Below are 15,170 nucleotides of genomic sequence, written 5' to 3'. Positions count from 1 at the left end.
TGTCTCCAAGCGAGACCTGAGCGTCGGAGAAGCCCGCCGAAGCGGAACTACTGTTCGGCCTCTGGGATGGCAGTCGTCGGCTCCTCAGAATCGTCAGTCGTACGCGACCGGCCGGTGAGAGACCGATAGATGGGATACACGTAGTCCTCGACAGGACCGTGAACACCGCGCGGTCCGGCGAAGACGATTACTGGGACACCGGCCCCATCGGCCAGATCGATCACGCGATCAGGCGTGCTGCCGAATACCCACTTGCGGAGTCGCCGCGTCCGTGTGGCACCGATGAGGAGAATCCCACCGTTTTCGACGGCAGTATCGACCAGTCCCTGCGCGACGGTCGTCGCAGTGACGTTCTGAACGTTGACCGTTGGTGCGTCGGACAGTGCAGCCAGCGTCTCGTCCGACGTCTCCGCTCGTCCCCCGCCACCCTGGGGCGTGACGTTAATGACGTTTATTTCGACGCCACTCAGGCCGAGACGCTCGACGAGTGGGAGGGCAGCCTGATGATGCGGACCGCCGCCGGCACCGACGTTGACGACGTCGATGTTTGTCGGGTCGGTGAACCCGTCGACAAACATGACGGGACACGGTGTTTTGTACTCGACTTGCTCTGCGACGTCGGTGTGTTCTTCGGGATACCCCATCAGAATCTGGTCGGCGTCGGTGTTTCGAGCAGTCTGGACGATGTCGAACGCGACGTCCTGGCAGGTGTGGCCTTCCACTGTGTACTCGGCGTCGACGTCGACGTCGGCGAGCAGTTCTTCAATCCGACGAGTGCGCCCCACGGCGGTCTCCGTCACCGCCTCGAAGGGCGTTTGTTCGGGAACCCGCGTCACGTTCAAGACCTGTACGATCGGGTCGTCGGCCTGCAAATTCCCCAGGAGGGCGGCCAGTTGAGTATAGTGTTGGGCACGCTCCGGTCGAGCAACGGCAACGAGAATCCGATAGCGATCTTCGGTTTCCGGCTCGGCTCCCGTCGGTTGGGTCTCCCGGCCGGCACCCGGCTGTGACGGTGCCACGACTTCCTCGAACAGTTCGTCTACGTTCGGCGCGCCGCCCCAGACCAGATATCCGAGGAGGACGACGGCGTTGACTACCAGACCCACGATGACGCCTTTCACTGGCAAGTTGTAGATGAGCGCAACGTTGGCCAGGATGCCCAGGACGGGAACGTACGGGACGCCAGGCACCCGGAATCCCCGTTCAATGTCCGGATACCGCCTCCGGGAATAAATGAGTGCCACGTTGACTAGTGACAGCGGGAGCAGGAGGTTGAGCGTCGCGAACCCGGTGAGCACCGTCAGTCCCAGGTCGGTCAGCGTGAGCGCGCCGAACAGCGGGAACGGGACGGTCAGATCGAACGGAACCAGTCCGCCACCCTCGGCTGGAAACACACCGATGAACAGCAGGATGAGAACGACGATCGTGCCGGTCGCCGCCGTGACGCTCCAGTATGGCGTGTTGTAGCGGCGGTGGATGCGGGAGAACGGCCGGGGTGCCTGGCCCTGTCGGCCCATCAGCGACCCGATACCCGTAGCTGCGAGGATGCTCGCATTCGATGCGCTGACCATGCTGAAGATGGCACCGGCGACGATGAGCGACTGGCCGATCGGTCCCAGGAACGCCGACGCGACCCGACCCATCGCCGTCTCGCCTTCCTGGGCGATGATCTCCGCGGGAATCGGCGAGTTCACCATGGCGATGATGACGAACGCGTAGAGGACCGTCACGGTGAGAATGCTGGCGGCGATGGCTCGCGGGACGGTCTTGCGGGGTTCGATGATCTCGCCGGCGCTGGCGGCGATCGCCGAGAAGCCGAAGAAGGTGATGAACGCCAGCGCGGCGATGGTGACGATGCCGACCGCGTCAGTGGAGAACCCACCGGCGAAGGTCCCGACGGCCGTGGTCGGCCCCTCGAACGCGAACGCGCCGCCGACGAACGCGATCAGGACAGCCACTTTCGCCCCCGTGACGAGCAGTTGGAAGGTCCCGCTCTCCTCGGTGCCTCTCGCGTTCAGCCACCCGAGGAGGAGGACGGCCAGGATACCTGTCGTGCCGTGTGGAAGCCAGTGGAGCGACTCAGGGACGATAAACCGGAAGAACCACTCGTCCATCGTGGCCAGGTAGAAGGCCGTCGTGCCGGTGTACCCCAGGAACAGCATGGCGCCGATGGTGTACACCAGCGTCTCGTGTTCGAAGGTTCGCGACGAGAAGAGGTACCCACCACCGTTCTCCGAGTAGATCGAGGCGAACTCGGAGTAGGAGGCCGCTGTGATGCCGGCGACGACGGCCGCGATGACGAACGCGATGACGGCGCTGCTACCGATCTCTGCCACGGCAGTGCCAGACAGGGAAAAGATGCCCGCCGCGATCATCGTTCCGAGGCCGATTGCAAAGGCGATCTTGAATCCCAGTGTTCGCGTGTGCTCGACCATTAGCTAGCACACGCCACGCACACGCAAAAGTGGTCGGCCGCAGCTCGTCGTAGCCGTGTCAGGACCGCCAGTAGGCACTTGTCAGCAAGACTAGCACCGGGATGATCTCCAGGCGACCGATCCACATCAGAAACACCATGAACAGCTTCGAGGTCCGAGGAAAATCGAGATAGGAGTTCATCGGGCCGACCACGCCGAAGCCCGGCCCGACGTTCCCAAGCGTCGCCGCGACCGCACTCATCGCGTCGAACGCCGTGAGGTGGAAGTCAGAAACCCGAGTAGCGTCGATCAGGATGATGACCACCGCCACGAGGAAGATTGCCAGGTACAGCAGTGTGAACACGTAGATACCGCGGAGCGCCTGCTCGTCGAGCGCACGGCCACCGAGCCGAACTGGTCGAACGGCTTCCGGGTGGACCGTCGTGAACAGTTCCCGCCGGATGGACTTGATGATGACCAGCCACCGGACGATCTTGATGGCACCGCCGGTCGATCCGGCAGAACCGCCGATGAACATCCCGAACAGCAGCAGGTACTGGGTCACGCCGCTCCAGGTGTTGAAGTCCATGCTCGCGTAGCCGGTCGTCGTCACGATCGAGACGACCTGGAACGTGGCGTGCCGGAGCGCCGGCTCCCACTCACTGACGATCGGCGGGATCAGCTCCGGGACCATCGCCAGTCCTGCACCGGTGAACAACAGGACGGCGCCGACGGCACTCAGCGAACCCATGATGCCCAGGTAGAACCGGAACTCGCTGTCCTCGAACAGCACGCCGGGCTCGCCGGTGAGCGCTCGCCAGAACAGCGCGAAGTTCGTCCCTGCGACGATCATAAACGGGATGATGACCCACTGAACGGCCGCCGAGAACGCCTCGATACTCCGGGCCTCCGGGGAGAACCCCCCGGTCGGCATCGTCGTGAACGGGTGTGCGATGGCGTTGTACAGTCCCATGTTCGGGGCCAGTCCCGCGAGGTGGAGACCGTACAGGAGCAGGAACTGCAGGACGGTGAACCCAGCATACGCAAGCCAGAGCGCCCGCGCCGTCTCGGCGATCCGGGGCGTCAGCTTCTCGATGCCCGGACCCGGCGCTTCCGCGTCCATGAGCTGTGCGCCACCGACCGAGAGTTCCGGCAGAATGGCGACGGCGAGAACGACGATTCCCATGCCGCCGAGCCACTGAGTGAGTTGCCGCCACAGCAACAAGGCGTGGGAGTGGCGCTCCAGCGAGATGTCGCCCATGACGGTCGCGCCGGTGGTCGTGAACCCGGACATCGTCTCGAACAGCGCGTTGACCGGATAGCTAAGGGTCGAGGGGTCCTCACCGAGGTACCCCGACAGCAGGTACGGAAGCGTCGCGATGATCGGCACGAGCAGCCACGTGAGCGCAACCATGAGGAAGCCCTCGCGGGCGCCCAGGTCGGGGTCGGGGTCAAGCCGTTCGAGGAAGTATCCGATCACGACGACGGCCCCGATGGAGATGCCGAAGGCGACGACTCCTTCCCGGTAAACGAGTGCCGTGACGAGCGGGAGGAGGAGTGCGACCGAGAGGTACTTGATGACGGTGCCGACGAGACTCGTCGCCGCCCGCCAGTCGACACGGAGATGCATCGTCACAGTTTCGGCGTCGCCTCCTCGATCGCGTCGGCGTCGACGAACACGACGACGTGGTCGTCGACCTCGATGACAGTGTCACCGCGTGGTTTCACGAATTCACCGTTCCGCGTAATCGCGCCGATCACGACGCCGTCGGGGAGGTCGCCGACGGACTCACGGATCGGTTTCCCCGAGAGGACGCTCTCGCCGTCGACTTCGATCTCCATGACCTCGGCGCGATCGGACTCGATGAGTGCGACGTTCTCGGCGTGCTGTTCGCGAGTGAACCGCGTGATCTCCTCTGCCGTCGCCTCGCGCGGGTTGACCGCGACGTCGACGCCGACCTCCTCGAACAGATCGACGTACGCACCGTTGTCGACCACCGAAATTGCGCGGTTCGCCCCGAGTCGCTTCGCCAGCAGTCCGGACAACAGGCTCTTTTCGTCGTTGTCCAGTGCGGAGACGACCACGTCCACGTCGTCGACGTGCTCGCGTTCGAGGAACTCACGGTCGGTCGCATCGCTCTCCATGACGGTCGTCCCCGGGAGCTGCTCGGCGAGTTCCCGTGCCCGTTTCGGGTCCTGTTCGATCAAGCGTGGCTTGAGCCCCTGGTCTTCGAGCAGGCGGGCGATGTGATAGCCGATGTCACTACCGCCGTCGATGAGCACGTCGGTAACGGCCTCCGCATCAGGCGCGACAGCAGTGCCGAACTGACGGACGCTCTCGGGACTCCCGATGACGACGACCTCACTGTTCGGTTCGATGACCGTCTCACCGCGAGGGATGACGACTTCGTCGTCGCCGAGCAGGGCCGCGAACGTCAGCGATTCGAACCGATCAGCCTCTTGCACCGTCTGGTTGGCGACCGGGCTGTCGGGCGCGATGGTGAACTCGGCCATCTGGACGACTCCCTGCGCGAACGTATCGGCGTCTCGGGCGGCCGGGAGTCCGATGACGCGAACGACCGTCTGCGCGGTCAGGAGGTTCGTGCCGACCATGTGGTCGACGCCGAAGGCACCTTCGGCCTGTTGCCACGTGTTCAGGAACTTCGTACTCTTGACGCGGGCGATCGTAAAGGCATCACCGACGGTCTTTGCCGTCCCGCAGGTGACGATGTTCGTCTCGTCGTCGTCAGTACTGGCGATGAGCAGGTCCGCCTTCTCAATGCCCGCTTCTTTGAGCGTATCCACGGAAGCACCGTCGCCTTCGACGGCGAGGACGTCGATCGCGTAGGTCAGCGATTCCACGCGGTCGGGATCGATGTCGACGACCACGACTTCGTGACTGTCGGCAAGACTCGCCGCGATGGTCGACCCGACCTGGCCTGCACCGACGATAATTACGCGCACGGACGATCACCCGGCACAGGATTCATATCGCGGTGGTTCTGTCGGGGTGGGTAAGTGAATTTCCCTTCGGGCGGACCGGCGATTGCACCCAGACCTGTGTGAAGACATGTACGAGAACTTAAGTTCAGTCCGGACTCACCGACGGATATGAATCGTCACGCCGTCGCTGGATTCGGAACACTGGCCGAAGCGACCGGACACGGATACGTCTCTACACATGTCTGACCTGTTCGAGCGCGTGCTGCTCCCCGTCGCCAGCCGCGACGACGCCCGTTCCACTGCCCGCGCACTCGCCCCGTACGTCGGCGAGCACGTCGTCGCCGTCCACGTCGTCGAGAAGGCTGGCGGAGCACCGGACAAGGCCTCCGTCGAGCAACGCGAGGAGGAAGCCGAACGTATCTTCGAGATCGTCCACGAGGAGTTAGACGACGCCGTCGACGTCGACACCCGCATCGACTACGGGACCGACGTGGCCGAGACGATCTTCGCGGCCGCCGACGAGGAGAACGCGACGAGTGTCGTCTTCACGCCGCGGGGCGGCAGTCGATGGATGCGTCTGCTGACTGGCGACGTCGCACTCGACCTCATCACCAAGCGAGACCGACCGGTCGTCGTCCTGCCCGACGGTGATACGGAATGAGCGACGAGGAACTCGCCAAGGACCTGGGCCCGCTCGCGGCGCTGACCATCGGCGTCGGGACGATGATCGGTGCCGGAATCTTCGTGCTGCCCGGCGACGCCATCCAGAAATCCGGCTCGTTCGCCATCATCGCCTTCCTCATCGGCGGCGGGATTGCGCTGTTGACCGCGCTGTCGGCCAGCGAACTCGGGACCGCCATGCCGAAATCCGGCGGCGCCTACTACTACGTCAACCACGCGCTCGGCCCCCTGTTCGGCTCGATCGCCGGCTGGGCGAACTGGCTCGGGCTGGCCTTCGCTTCGGCATTCTACATGGTCGGCTTCGGCGAGTACATCCAGGACATCGTCGGTCTCGGCGACACGATCAGGTTCGGCGCTGTCGTCGTCGGCCTCGGAGAGCAGGTCGGCCTCGGCGCCACCATCGTGAGCATCGGTGAGACGATCGGCCTCGGCCCCATCGCGATGGACGCAGTGACGCTGCTGGCCCTCGTCGGTGGTGCGTTCTTCATCACCGTCAACTACGTCGGCGCGAAAGAGACCGGCCGGCTCCAGAACGTCATCGTCGTCATCCTGGTGGCGATCCTGACCGTCTTCACCATCGCCGGCGCGCTCCGGGCCGATCCGGCGAACCTGCCGACGGCCAAGGGGTACGGGCCGATGATGGTGACGACCGGGATCATCTTCGTCTCGTATCTCGGCTTCGTCCAGATCACGAGCGTCGCCGAGGAGATCAAAAACCCCGGGAAGAACCTTCCCCGGGCGGTCATCGGGAGCGTCGTCCTCGTGACTGCCATCTACGCGCTCGTGCTGGTCGCGATGAGTGCCGCCGTCGAGCAGGGCTTTATCGCGGCTGAACAGGCTGCCGGGAACATCGTCGTCGTTTCGGCCGCCAGCGAGCTTCTGGGACCGATCGGTGCCGTCTCGATGCTGTTCGGCGGACTGCTGGCGACGGCGTCCTCCGCGAACGCGTCGATCCTCGCGTCCTCACGGATCAACTTCGCCATGGGCCGCGACAGGCTCATCACGCCGGCGCTGAACAACATTCACCCCCGATTCGCGACGCCGTACCGATCGATCGCGGTGACCGGCGGGCTCATCCTGTTTTTCATCCTGGCGGCGAACGCCATCGGCGGGAACGCCATCGTCTCGCTGTCCAGCACGGCGAGTTTCCTGCACCTGGTCATCTACGGGCTGCTCAATATCGCACTCATCGTGATGCGGACGGCCGATCCGAGCGAGTACGAACCAGACTACCGGGTGCCCCTGTACCCGATCACCCCCATTCTGGGCGCGATTTCCTCGTTTGCCCTGATCTACTTCATCGACGCGACGATCCTCCAGCTCGGGTTCGCACTCGTCGGCGCGGCCATCTTGTGGTACTTCGTGTACGCCCGCTCGCGCGCGGAGAAACAGGGCATCCTCGGCGAGTACATCCAGGAGCGCTCCGAAACGATGCCCGATTCGGCCGTCGCAGCCGCCAGCGGCGTCGAACCCGACGGGGGAACGTACCGCGTGATGGTCCCGCTGGCGAATCCCGAAAACGAGAAAGAACTGATCACGCTCGCCAGTGCCGTAGCCAAAGAGCGGAACGGGAGCGTCCTCGCAACCCACATCGTCACCGTCCCCGACCAGACGTCGCTGGCGTACGGTGCCGAACACGTCGACGAGATCGACGGCCAGTCCGAAGAACTGCTGGCAGCCGCCAAGGACGACGCCGAAACGTTCGACGTGCCGGTCGAGACCCAGACCATCGTTTCGCACCGCTCGTTCGAGGAGATCTTCAGTGCCGCCCGGACCCACGACGCCGACCTCGTCGTCATGGGATGGGGTCCCGACGCCCACGGGTCGCCCGGCCGCGCCGAGTCCGCCATCGACGAACTCGCACACGACCTCCCCTGCGATTTCCTCGTGCTGAAGGACCGCGGCTTCGACGCCTCGAACATCCTCGTCCCGACGGCCGGCGGTCCGGACTCGGACCTGAGCGCGGCCATCGCCAAGACGCTCCAGGCCGAGTTCGACAGCGAGGTCACGCTCCTGCACGTCGCCGACGACCAGGCGGAAGGCGAGACGTTCCTCAGCCAGTGGGCGGCCGACCACAGTATCGGCGACGCCCGGCTGCGCGTCGAGACCGGCGACGTCGAGACGGCGATCGAAACCGCCGCCGAAGACGCCTCCCTGCTCATCATCGGCGCGACCGAGGAAGGGCTGCTCTCGCGACTCGTCCGCGGTGCGCTCGTCCTCGACGTGATCGACGACGTCGAGTGTTCGGTGCTGCTCGCCGAGAAGAAACGCAATCGGTCGCTGCTCGAACGGCTGATCGGGTGACCAGTCGCGCGCAGTCGCTGTTTGCTACGGTCTCCACACCGGGTCTCGTGACGTTCGTTCAGGGGTCAGTTCGACGTGCGTCCGCGCTGGAACCGTCCGTCGCGTTCGCATGTGACGAGCAGCGTCGTGATCACCCGGTCGGCAGTGGCAGGAGGTGCGTCCGTCGGGAACTCGATTCGGTCGATGAACTGCCTGTCCGTCGGCGTAAGTCGTGACTGGAACGCGCCCCCGTCGGCCTCGGTGGTGACGAGCCCAGCGTCGAAGGCGATCTGCCGCTCGGCTTCGAGTCCGGGGCCGTACACCGGCCCGTCGTCGACCTCGTACGTTTCGTACGGCGGCCCATCCGACGACGGGGCACGCAGACGACCGCCGAGGGAGATGGCGACTGCCCCAGCCGTGAGCACGGCTCGCCGTGTCGGGCCCACGTGCTGATGACCGCGGGAGACGTGATCAGGTGGTTGGAAATGAAAACGGGTGTGTCGCGTTAGTCGCTGCCGAAGACCTGGCGCACCATCGGTACTGGTCGTGGTGTTCGAACGCAACGCCACTCGGTGGAACGCTCAGCACGTTGAATCACCGCGCTGGTCGATCGACATTGCCCCGATTGCTCCGATGATCCGTACTCAGCTGAAAGGGTTGTCCGCCGTATCCAGTCGGGTGATGTCTTCGATCACGTCGAAGTCATCGTCGAACGAATAGAGATACTCGATGTCTGCTCGCTCCATGTACGCAACGATGGTTGCATCACCGAACGCGAACCCATCGTAGGTTTCAAAAAGTTCCACGGCACGGTAGAAATCCTTCTGTGCTGAATGCACCAACTCGAAGCCCGCTGAGTCGGAGAGGCGATTGCGGAGGTCGACCGCAATATCGTGGCGTTGCCGCTCGTGAATCCAGTTCAAGGATTCCAAAAGCACGTAATTCGTGACGCGGGCGGTCGGAAGGTCACCCCTATCGATGGCGTAGACGATTTCTTCCGCCTGTTCGTGCCGGGCATCCGAACTCGTGTCCTTGTAGTCGATGAGAACGTTGGAATCGAGGACGGCAACCGCCATTCAGGCATCCTCAGGGAACGCCGGATCATCCTCGTTCCCGGTGAGATCGTGCGTTTCGAGGCCATCGCCACCCATCGAAGCCTTCAGATCGTCGTCTTCGAACGCACCGTAGCGCTGTCGAACGATTTCAATGGAGAGATTTCCCTCCTCGTCGGTATCCCAGCGAAGCTTATCGCCCGCCTCGATGTCGAGCCGTCGACGTAGCGCCGCCGGGATCGTGACCATCCCCCGCTCACTTACTTTCGTCTCTTCGGGAGTGTCCTCAGTTGCCATACTCACACGTATAGGCCCTCGCGCAATACATGTTGCGCCACATGCAACCAACCAGTGATGGTCAGTTTGGTACTATAGTATAATTGGCACCGCATCCGCTACGTCAGATGGGCACAGCTAACCGGTTCGATGCCCCGCAAAAAAATAGAGAAGTTGTATTTAATCTGAGCCGAAGACCTGGCGCATCATGGGGTGCATCTCCATGAGCTGTTCTTCGGCGATCTCCTCGTAGAGCTTGTAGGTGATCGAGACTGTCAGCAGCAGGCCGGTCCCACCGACGTTGCCGATGGTCCCGAGCATGTTCGCTGCGACGGCGAGCAGTCCCACGAGCGCACCGCCGATGACGGTGACCTGCGGGATGTACCGTTCGAGCACCTTCTCGATCACGCCGGGGTTCTGCCGGAAGCCCGGGATCTGCATCCCAGAGCCGTGAATCTGCTGGGCAGTCGCCTCCGGCCCCATGTCGGTGGTTTCGACCCAGAAGATCGCGAAGATCGCGCCGCCGATGACCATGAACGTCAGGTCGATCAGCACGCGAATCGCGATCATCCAGGGTTCGGCCGTCGTCTGGCCGAGCCACCACATCCACTGGCCCGGTGACTGGATCGGCGCGAGGAAGTAGAACAACCCGCCGACGGGCTGCCCACTCGAGTACACGCCGAGCCAGCCCGGCATGTTCGCCATCTGGGCGTTCAGGATGCGTCCCAGGAACTGGACGTTGGCCTGCAGCGCGCGGACGAGAATCATCGGCAGGACGCTGGCGTAGATGAGCTTGACCGGGAAGCGGCCACGCGCACCTTTCACCCGCGAGTTGCTGAGCGGAATCTCGACGCGGACGCTCTCGGCGTACACGACGACCACGAAGATGAGGACCGTCGTGAACAGCGAGATGATCCCGTACTGGGAGTTGAACAGCGCCTGCTGGAGGCCACCGCCGAACAGCGGCCCGATCTGGAGGTCCCCCATGGCGATGGCGATCCACGCCGGGATGAACCCGATCGTCTGACCGCCGATCTGCGGAACCGTGAAGAGACCGCCCACCAGCGACTGGCTGATGCCGGCGATGATGAACAGACCCACACCGGAGCCGACGCCCCACTTCGAGACGACCTCGTCCATGAACAGGATGAGGATCCCTCCGACGAAGATCTGCGCGAACATCAACCACTTGACGCCGAGCGCCCCGATGCCAAGCTGGTTGGCGACCGTCGGGCTCGCCGGAAGGAAGTTCCCGGCAAACACCATCGGCAGGCCGGTCAGGCAGATCATCACGATCACCAGGAACTTCTGGAGGCCCTGGTACAGAATCTGATCGCGCGGATTGTTCTGGGTGTCGAGCCCCAGCAGGTCCGCGCCACCCAGCAGCTGCAGCACGATGGACGCGGTAACGATCGGTCCGATACCGAGCTGCAGGATGGTACCTCTGCCGCCAGCCAGGATCGAGCGGAAGCGTCCGAAGACGTCTCCGGCGCCACCAGTTCCCAGCCCGTACAGGTAGACGTTCGTCAGGAAGAAATACAGCACCAGGATACCGGCAGTCCAGGCTAGCTTGCGCTTGAAGGGGACGTGTCCCTCCGGCCGACGGACTGACGGCATCCGGGTGAGTACCGGTTCAGCGGTCTCTTTCCAACCCATGCTACGCGGCCTCTTCTGACTCCTCGTCCGTAGATGTATCGGCTTCCATCTCGGCCTGGCGCTCCTCACCGCGTTCGGTCAGTTCCGCCTCTCCGCCGGCCGATTCGAGCAGTTCCGCGGCGCTGTCGGAGAAGTCGTCGGCGACGACGACCAGTTCGTTACGTACCTGGCCGCCACCGAGGACCTTCACGACGTCGACCGCGTGCCCGTCCTCGACGACGTCGCGCGCGTCGATGCGGTAGCCGCCGTCCGTCTCCTCGGCGACGCCGTCCGCAGCGAGCAGCGCAGCGTCCTCGTCGAGTTCGCGGACGTCGATCTCCGCAACCGATTCCTGGAGCTTCTGGGGCCGCTTGAAGCCGGATTTCCCGAGCGGTTCGTGGTTGTGGAACTCGTGTTTGTCCCGACCAGCGTTCCCACGGCCACCTCGGTGGCCTGCGCCACGTCGGTTCTTGTGCGTGCCGCCACCGTGCGTGCGTGATCCACGCTGTCGTCGTTTCTTACTCGTCATTGTTATCGCATCGCTGTGAGGAGCTCGTCGATCTCCTCGGTCGTGTGTTTGCCGAGCTGCCCACCCGCCTGGGTCGGCTGTTTGAGCCCGTCGTGTCCACCACGCGGCGGGTGCAGCCGGAGGACCGGTGCGAGTCCCTGCTCGCGCAGCGTCGTCTCTTCGGAAAGCAGTCCGAAGGCCAGCGCCTCGATGTCGTCGAACTCGGTGTTCTCGGCGACCCACTCGTCGTCGACGTCGGCGTCGCCTTCCAGGGGCTCTGCGCGCGTGCGCAGCAGCGTCTCCACCGTTGCCTGGCTCGGCTCGCCGTGTGCGACGTAGTCGTTGACCTTCGTGATCATCCCGCGGTAGGCGTCCGTATCGGGCACCAGCGTGCAGTGGTTCACGTCGTGGACGTTGAGCATCTTCAGCGTGTCGTGCACGTCCTGTGCCATGTTGACGTCACCGCGAAGCTGAACGAGCGCTTTCATTACTCGATCACCTCACGCTTTTCCATCGTCCGCTCTGGCACGCGTGCCTCGGCGGTACGTTTGAGTGCGTTGAACGTCGCCTTCGCGAAGTTGACCGTCGTCCGGGTGTTCCCCGAACTGCGCGTCCAGATGTCCTCGATCCCAGCGAGTTCGAGGACGTGCCGGACGGTCTCTCCGCCCGCCAGTCCGAGCCCACGCGGGGCTGGCTGGAGTTCGACCTCGACGCTGCCCGCTTTGCCGGTCGTACGAAGTGCGACGGTGTGGGGTCGCCCACAGCCACACTCCCAGGACCCGCAGCCGCGGGAGACGTTGATGAGGTTCAGTTTGCCGACTTCGATCGCTTTCTGGATCGCACCACCGACCTGGTCGTCACGCCCCTCGGCGTAGCCGACGAGGCCGTCGCGGTTGCCCACGACGACGACGCACCGGAACTTCACCCGGCGCCCGGAGTCGGTCATGCGCTGGACCATGTTGATGTCCAGCACTTCGTCTTCGAGGTCGGGGACCAGCTGGTCGACGACCTCCGGTTCCTTCAGCGGCAGGCCGGAGTTCAGCGCTTCCTCCATCGAGTCGATCTCGCCGTCGCGGACCTTCCGGCCGAGCCGCGTGCGCGGTTCCCATCCGTTGTTGCTCATAGTTCAGCCTCCATCAGTGTCTCTCGCACGTCGTTGAAGTGCGATGGTAGCTCTGTGGCGTCGAAATCGCCCGAATACAGCTCGTCGTCGAGCTGTTCGGCGTACTCAGCGATGTGCTCGCCGCTGGTGCGCTCCCAGTCTGCCAGCACGCTGTCGTTGTGGGGGATCTCGAGCCCGGCGTCGATTGCGCCTTCCTGTACTGCGAATACTTTACTGCCCGGTGTCGCCGTGTTGAGCCCGATGTCGAGCACAGCCTCCTCGAGGCCGGCGGCGAGCGCGCGCTTGCCTGCGAGCAGCCCCGTGAGATACGCGGCCGAGATGTTCCCGGTGGGAGCCTCCCAGCCGAACTCGTCGAGGTCGCTCGAATGTGCGCTCGCAACGGTCTCGTCGCCCTGTGGGCCAGTGACGATCAGCTGCGCCGTAGTATGCTGGTTGCTCTTGCGAGCGACCAGCCGGGGTTTCCCGGATTTCAGCAGGCGCAACCTCTGATGGTAATCAGTCCGGGCCTCGCGGCGACGCCGCATCGGCACCTTGTATCGTGGTCCTGTTGCCATGATTAGTTACCTCCGTACTGTTCGTCGATGTAGCGTTGCATGTCCGCGACGCTGTCGAACTCGCCACCGCCGGCCTGATCGTACAGTTCGCGGTACTCGGATTTCGACAGGTCGCCCTCGTCGCGCATCTCCCGCAGCGTCCGCCGCTGGGCGCGGATGCGACTCTGCCAGTCTTCTTTCTTGTTCTGTCGACCGCCCGCCTTCCCGCGGCGGGTCCCGGCACCCTTCTGGTGCCCGTAGGAACGCTTCTGCTGGCGCTCTCGCGCACGACCGCGCGAGTTGCCCTTGGCGTCCTCCGATCGGATGACACCCTGATCGACCAGTTCGCGAACGTCCTCGCGAGTGATCGCGTCGGCGATTTCGCCCTGCTCCTCGGGGTCGAACCAGACTTTGTTCTTCCCGACGTCGAGGATGTCCGCTGCGAGTCGCTTCTGTGCACTCAGGTCAGTCATTCTTCGACCTCCACTTCGACGTAGGTCGGGTTCAGGACGCGAATGTCCTGTTCCTCGGCCTGCTCTTCGATGGTCTCGCGCTTGCGCGCGCCGACCTTCGAGGCGATACGTACCGCCTGCGTGTCACCGTCGACGCCGTCGAGGTCGTCCGCGTTGTGGACGCGCACTTCCTCGAACCCGCTCGGGTGACGGCCGCGCACGGCTTCCGGTCGGCGGTAGCCCGCTTCGACCTTCGGACCTTTGCCCTTGACACCGCGGCGCTGCTTCGAGAGCCCGCCGCGTGGTCGACGCCACGACGTGGGCGTGCGCTTTTTCTTGTGGTAGTCCTGGCGGTTGAACTGCGGGTTCCCCTCGGCCTTGCGGGCGTTGAGGAGCCGCTGTTCGTCCTCGGACAGGTCCGGCGTCTTCTCGGTCAGGCCGCGCGCCTGGAGCTCCGTTTCGATTTCCTCGGCCTCCTCGGCCTCGGGCTCCTCGGGCGCTTCCTCTTCGACCTCTGCCTCTGCTTCTTCCTGGACCTCGAGACCGCCGACGTCCGCTTTGATACGGGCCGCCAGTGCGTTCCCGACACCGTCGATTTCTGCCAGTTCGTCCTGGCTCGCACCGCGCACGTCGTCGACCGTCTCGTAGCCGGCCTCGCGCAGCGAGTCTGCCTTGGAGTCACCGACACCGCTGATGTCCGTCAGGTCCTCGAATTCTTGTTCTTCGTCTGCCATCAGGCCTCACCTCGGTTCGGTTTCTGCGTGATGTAGACGCCGTCCTGGAACACCCGGATGTCCTTGTCCGTGACGCGGGTGAGCTGTTCGATGTCGGCGGCAGTCTGCCCGACGGCCTCGATGTCCGAGCCCGTCAGGGTGATCTCCTCGCCGTCGACGTCGACCTCGGTGTCCCCGTGGATTGTGGTCCGCCGGGGCGCTTTCTCACCCAGGAAGTTCTCGATGACGACGTCGCCGTCCTCGACGCGCACCTTCATCGGGAAGTGAGAGTAGAAGACTTCCATCTCGTACTCCCAACCGTCCGTCACGCCGTGGAACATGTTCCTGACGTGGCTCTCGAAGGTGCCGATGGTCGAGTTCGTTTTGGCGTCTGTCTCTTCGCTCTCGATGACGACCTGCCCGTCCGCGACGGACACGTCGATGTCCGGATACCAGAGGCGGCGCGTAACCGTTCCGTTGGGACCCTCGACCGACAGGTCGAGATGGTCCATTTCGGCTGTCACGTCCTCCGGAATGTCGAGTTCTACTCGGTTCAT

At 64.1% G+C, this 15,170-nt stretch carries 16 protein-coding genes; 2 read left to right on the top strand and 14 right to left on the bottom strand.

Annotated elements, in window-relative coordinates:
* Positions 1–47 precede the first annotated feature (47 nt).
* From MU553_RS08010 to trkA, 3 genes are read right to left on the bottom strand one after another with little or no spacing between them, the layout of a single operon-like run.
* A complete protein-coding gene (locus tag MU553_RS08010) occupies positions 48–2,435 on the bottom strand; it encodes an amino acid permease (protein WP_247377491.1) in 2,388 nt (795 codons plus the stop codon).
* 58 nt (positions 2,436–2,493) lie between these two features.
* Complete coding sequence (locus tag MU553_RS08005; protein ID WP_247377489.1) at positions 2,494–4,044, bottom strand: TrkH family potassium uptake protein; 1,551 nt, start codon at positions 4,042–4,044, stop codon at positions 2,494–2,496.
* Positions 4,045–4,046: 2 nt separating this feature from the next.
* A complete protein-coding gene (gene trkA, locus MU553_RS08000) occupies positions 4,047–5,378 on the bottom strand; it encodes a Trk system potassium transporter TrkA (protein ID WP_247377487.1) in 1,332 nt (443 codons plus the stop codon).
* Positions 5,379–5,595: 217 nt separating this feature from the next.
* Between trkA and MU553_RS07995 the strand changes: the two genes are divergently transcribed.
* The gene (locus MU553_RS07995; RefSeq protein WP_247377485.1) at positions 5,596–6,018 is read left to right on the top strand and encodes a universal stress protein; all 423 of its coding nucleotides are present in this window, start codon (positions 5,596–5,598) and stop codon (positions 6,016–6,018) included.
* Positions 6,015–8,342 (top strand): amino acid permease, encoded by a 2,328-nt coding sequence (locus tag MU553_RS07990; RefSeq protein ID WP_247377483.1) that lies wholly within the window; start codon positions 6,015–6,017, stop codon positions 8,340–8,342. The genes MU553_RS07995 and MU553_RS07990 overlap by 4 nt, the downstream gene beginning before the upstream one ends.
* Before the next feature lie 65 nt (positions 8,343–8,407).
* Here MU553_RS07990 and MU553_RS07985 read toward each other — a convergent pair whose 3' ends face one another.
* From MU553_RS07985 to MU553_RS07935, 11 genes are all read right to left on the bottom strand, one after another.
* A complete protein-coding gene (locus MU553_RS07985; protein ID WP_247377481.1) occupies positions 8,408–8,767 on the bottom strand; it encodes a hypothetical protein in 360 nt (119 codons plus the stop codon).
* A gap of 198 nt (positions 8,768–8,965) precedes the next feature.
* A complete protein-coding gene (locus MU553_RS07980) occupies positions 8,966–9,397 on the bottom strand; it encodes a type II toxin-antitoxin system VapC family toxin (RefSeq protein ID WP_247377479.1) in 432 nt (143 codons plus the stop codon).
* Positions 9,398–9,670 (bottom strand): AbrB/MazE/SpoVT family DNA-binding domain-containing protein, encoded by a 273-nt coding sequence (locus tag MU553_RS07975; protein ID WP_247377477.1) that lies wholly within the window; start codon positions 9,668–9,670, stop codon positions 9,398–9,400. It abuts the gene before it with no gap.
* A 159-nt stretch (positions 9,671–9,829) separates the two neighbouring features.
* Positions 9,830–11,305: a preprotein translocase subunit SecY gene (secY, locus tag MU553_RS07970; RefSeq protein ID WP_247377475.1), complete on the bottom strand. Its 1,476-nt coding sequence runs from the start codon at positions 11,303–11,305 to the stop codon at positions 9,830–9,832.
* Between the two features lies 1 nt (position 11,306).
* Positions 11,307–11,813: an uL15m family ribosomal protein gene (locus MU553_RS07965; protein WP_247377473.1), complete on the bottom strand. Its 507-nt coding sequence runs from the start codon at positions 11,811–11,813 to the stop codon at positions 11,307–11,309.
* A gap of 2 nt (positions 11,814–11,815) precedes the next feature.
* Entirely contained in the window at positions 11,816–12,280 is a 465-nt protein-coding gene (gene rpmD, locus MU553_RS07960; protein ID WP_247377471.1) for a 50S ribosomal protein L30, read from the bottom strand.
* Complete coding sequence (locus MU553_RS07955; protein WP_247377469.1) at positions 12,280–12,915, bottom strand: 30S ribosomal protein S5; 636 nt, start codon at positions 12,913–12,915, stop codon at positions 12,280–12,282. Before MU553_RS07955 ends, rpmD begins: the two co-directional genes overlap by 1 nt.
* Positions 12,912–13,469, bottom strand: coding sequence for a 50S ribosomal protein L18 (locus tag MU553_RS07950; RefSeq protein ID WP_247377466.1), 558 nt, complete (start codon positions 13,467–13,469; stop codon positions 12,912–12,914). The genes MU553_RS07955 and MU553_RS07950 overlap by 4 nt, the downstream gene beginning before the upstream one ends.
* Before the next feature lie 2 nt (positions 13,470–13,471).
* Complete coding sequence (locus MU553_RS07945) at positions 13,472–13,921, bottom strand: 50S ribosomal protein L19e (protein WP_247377464.1); 450 nt, start codon at positions 13,919–13,921, stop codon at positions 13,472–13,474.
* Entirely contained in the window at positions 13,918–14,634 is a 717-nt protein-coding gene (locus MU553_RS07940) for a 50S ribosomal protein L32e (protein WP_247377462.1), read from the bottom strand. Before MU553_RS07940 ends, MU553_RS07945 begins: the two co-directional genes overlap by 4 nt.
* The gene (locus MU553_RS07935) at positions 14,634–15,170 is read right to left on the bottom strand and encodes a 50S ribosomal protein L6 (protein ID WP_247377459.1); all 537 of its coding nucleotides are present in this window, start codon (positions 15,168–15,170) and stop codon (positions 14,634–14,636) included. The genes MU553_RS07940 and MU553_RS07935 overlap by 1 nt, the downstream gene beginning before the upstream one ends.

Source organism: Halorientalis brevis (assembly GCF_023077655.1).
Note: the sequence above shows the minus strand (reverse complement) of the source record. Positions and strands in the feature narration are given on the sequence as shown.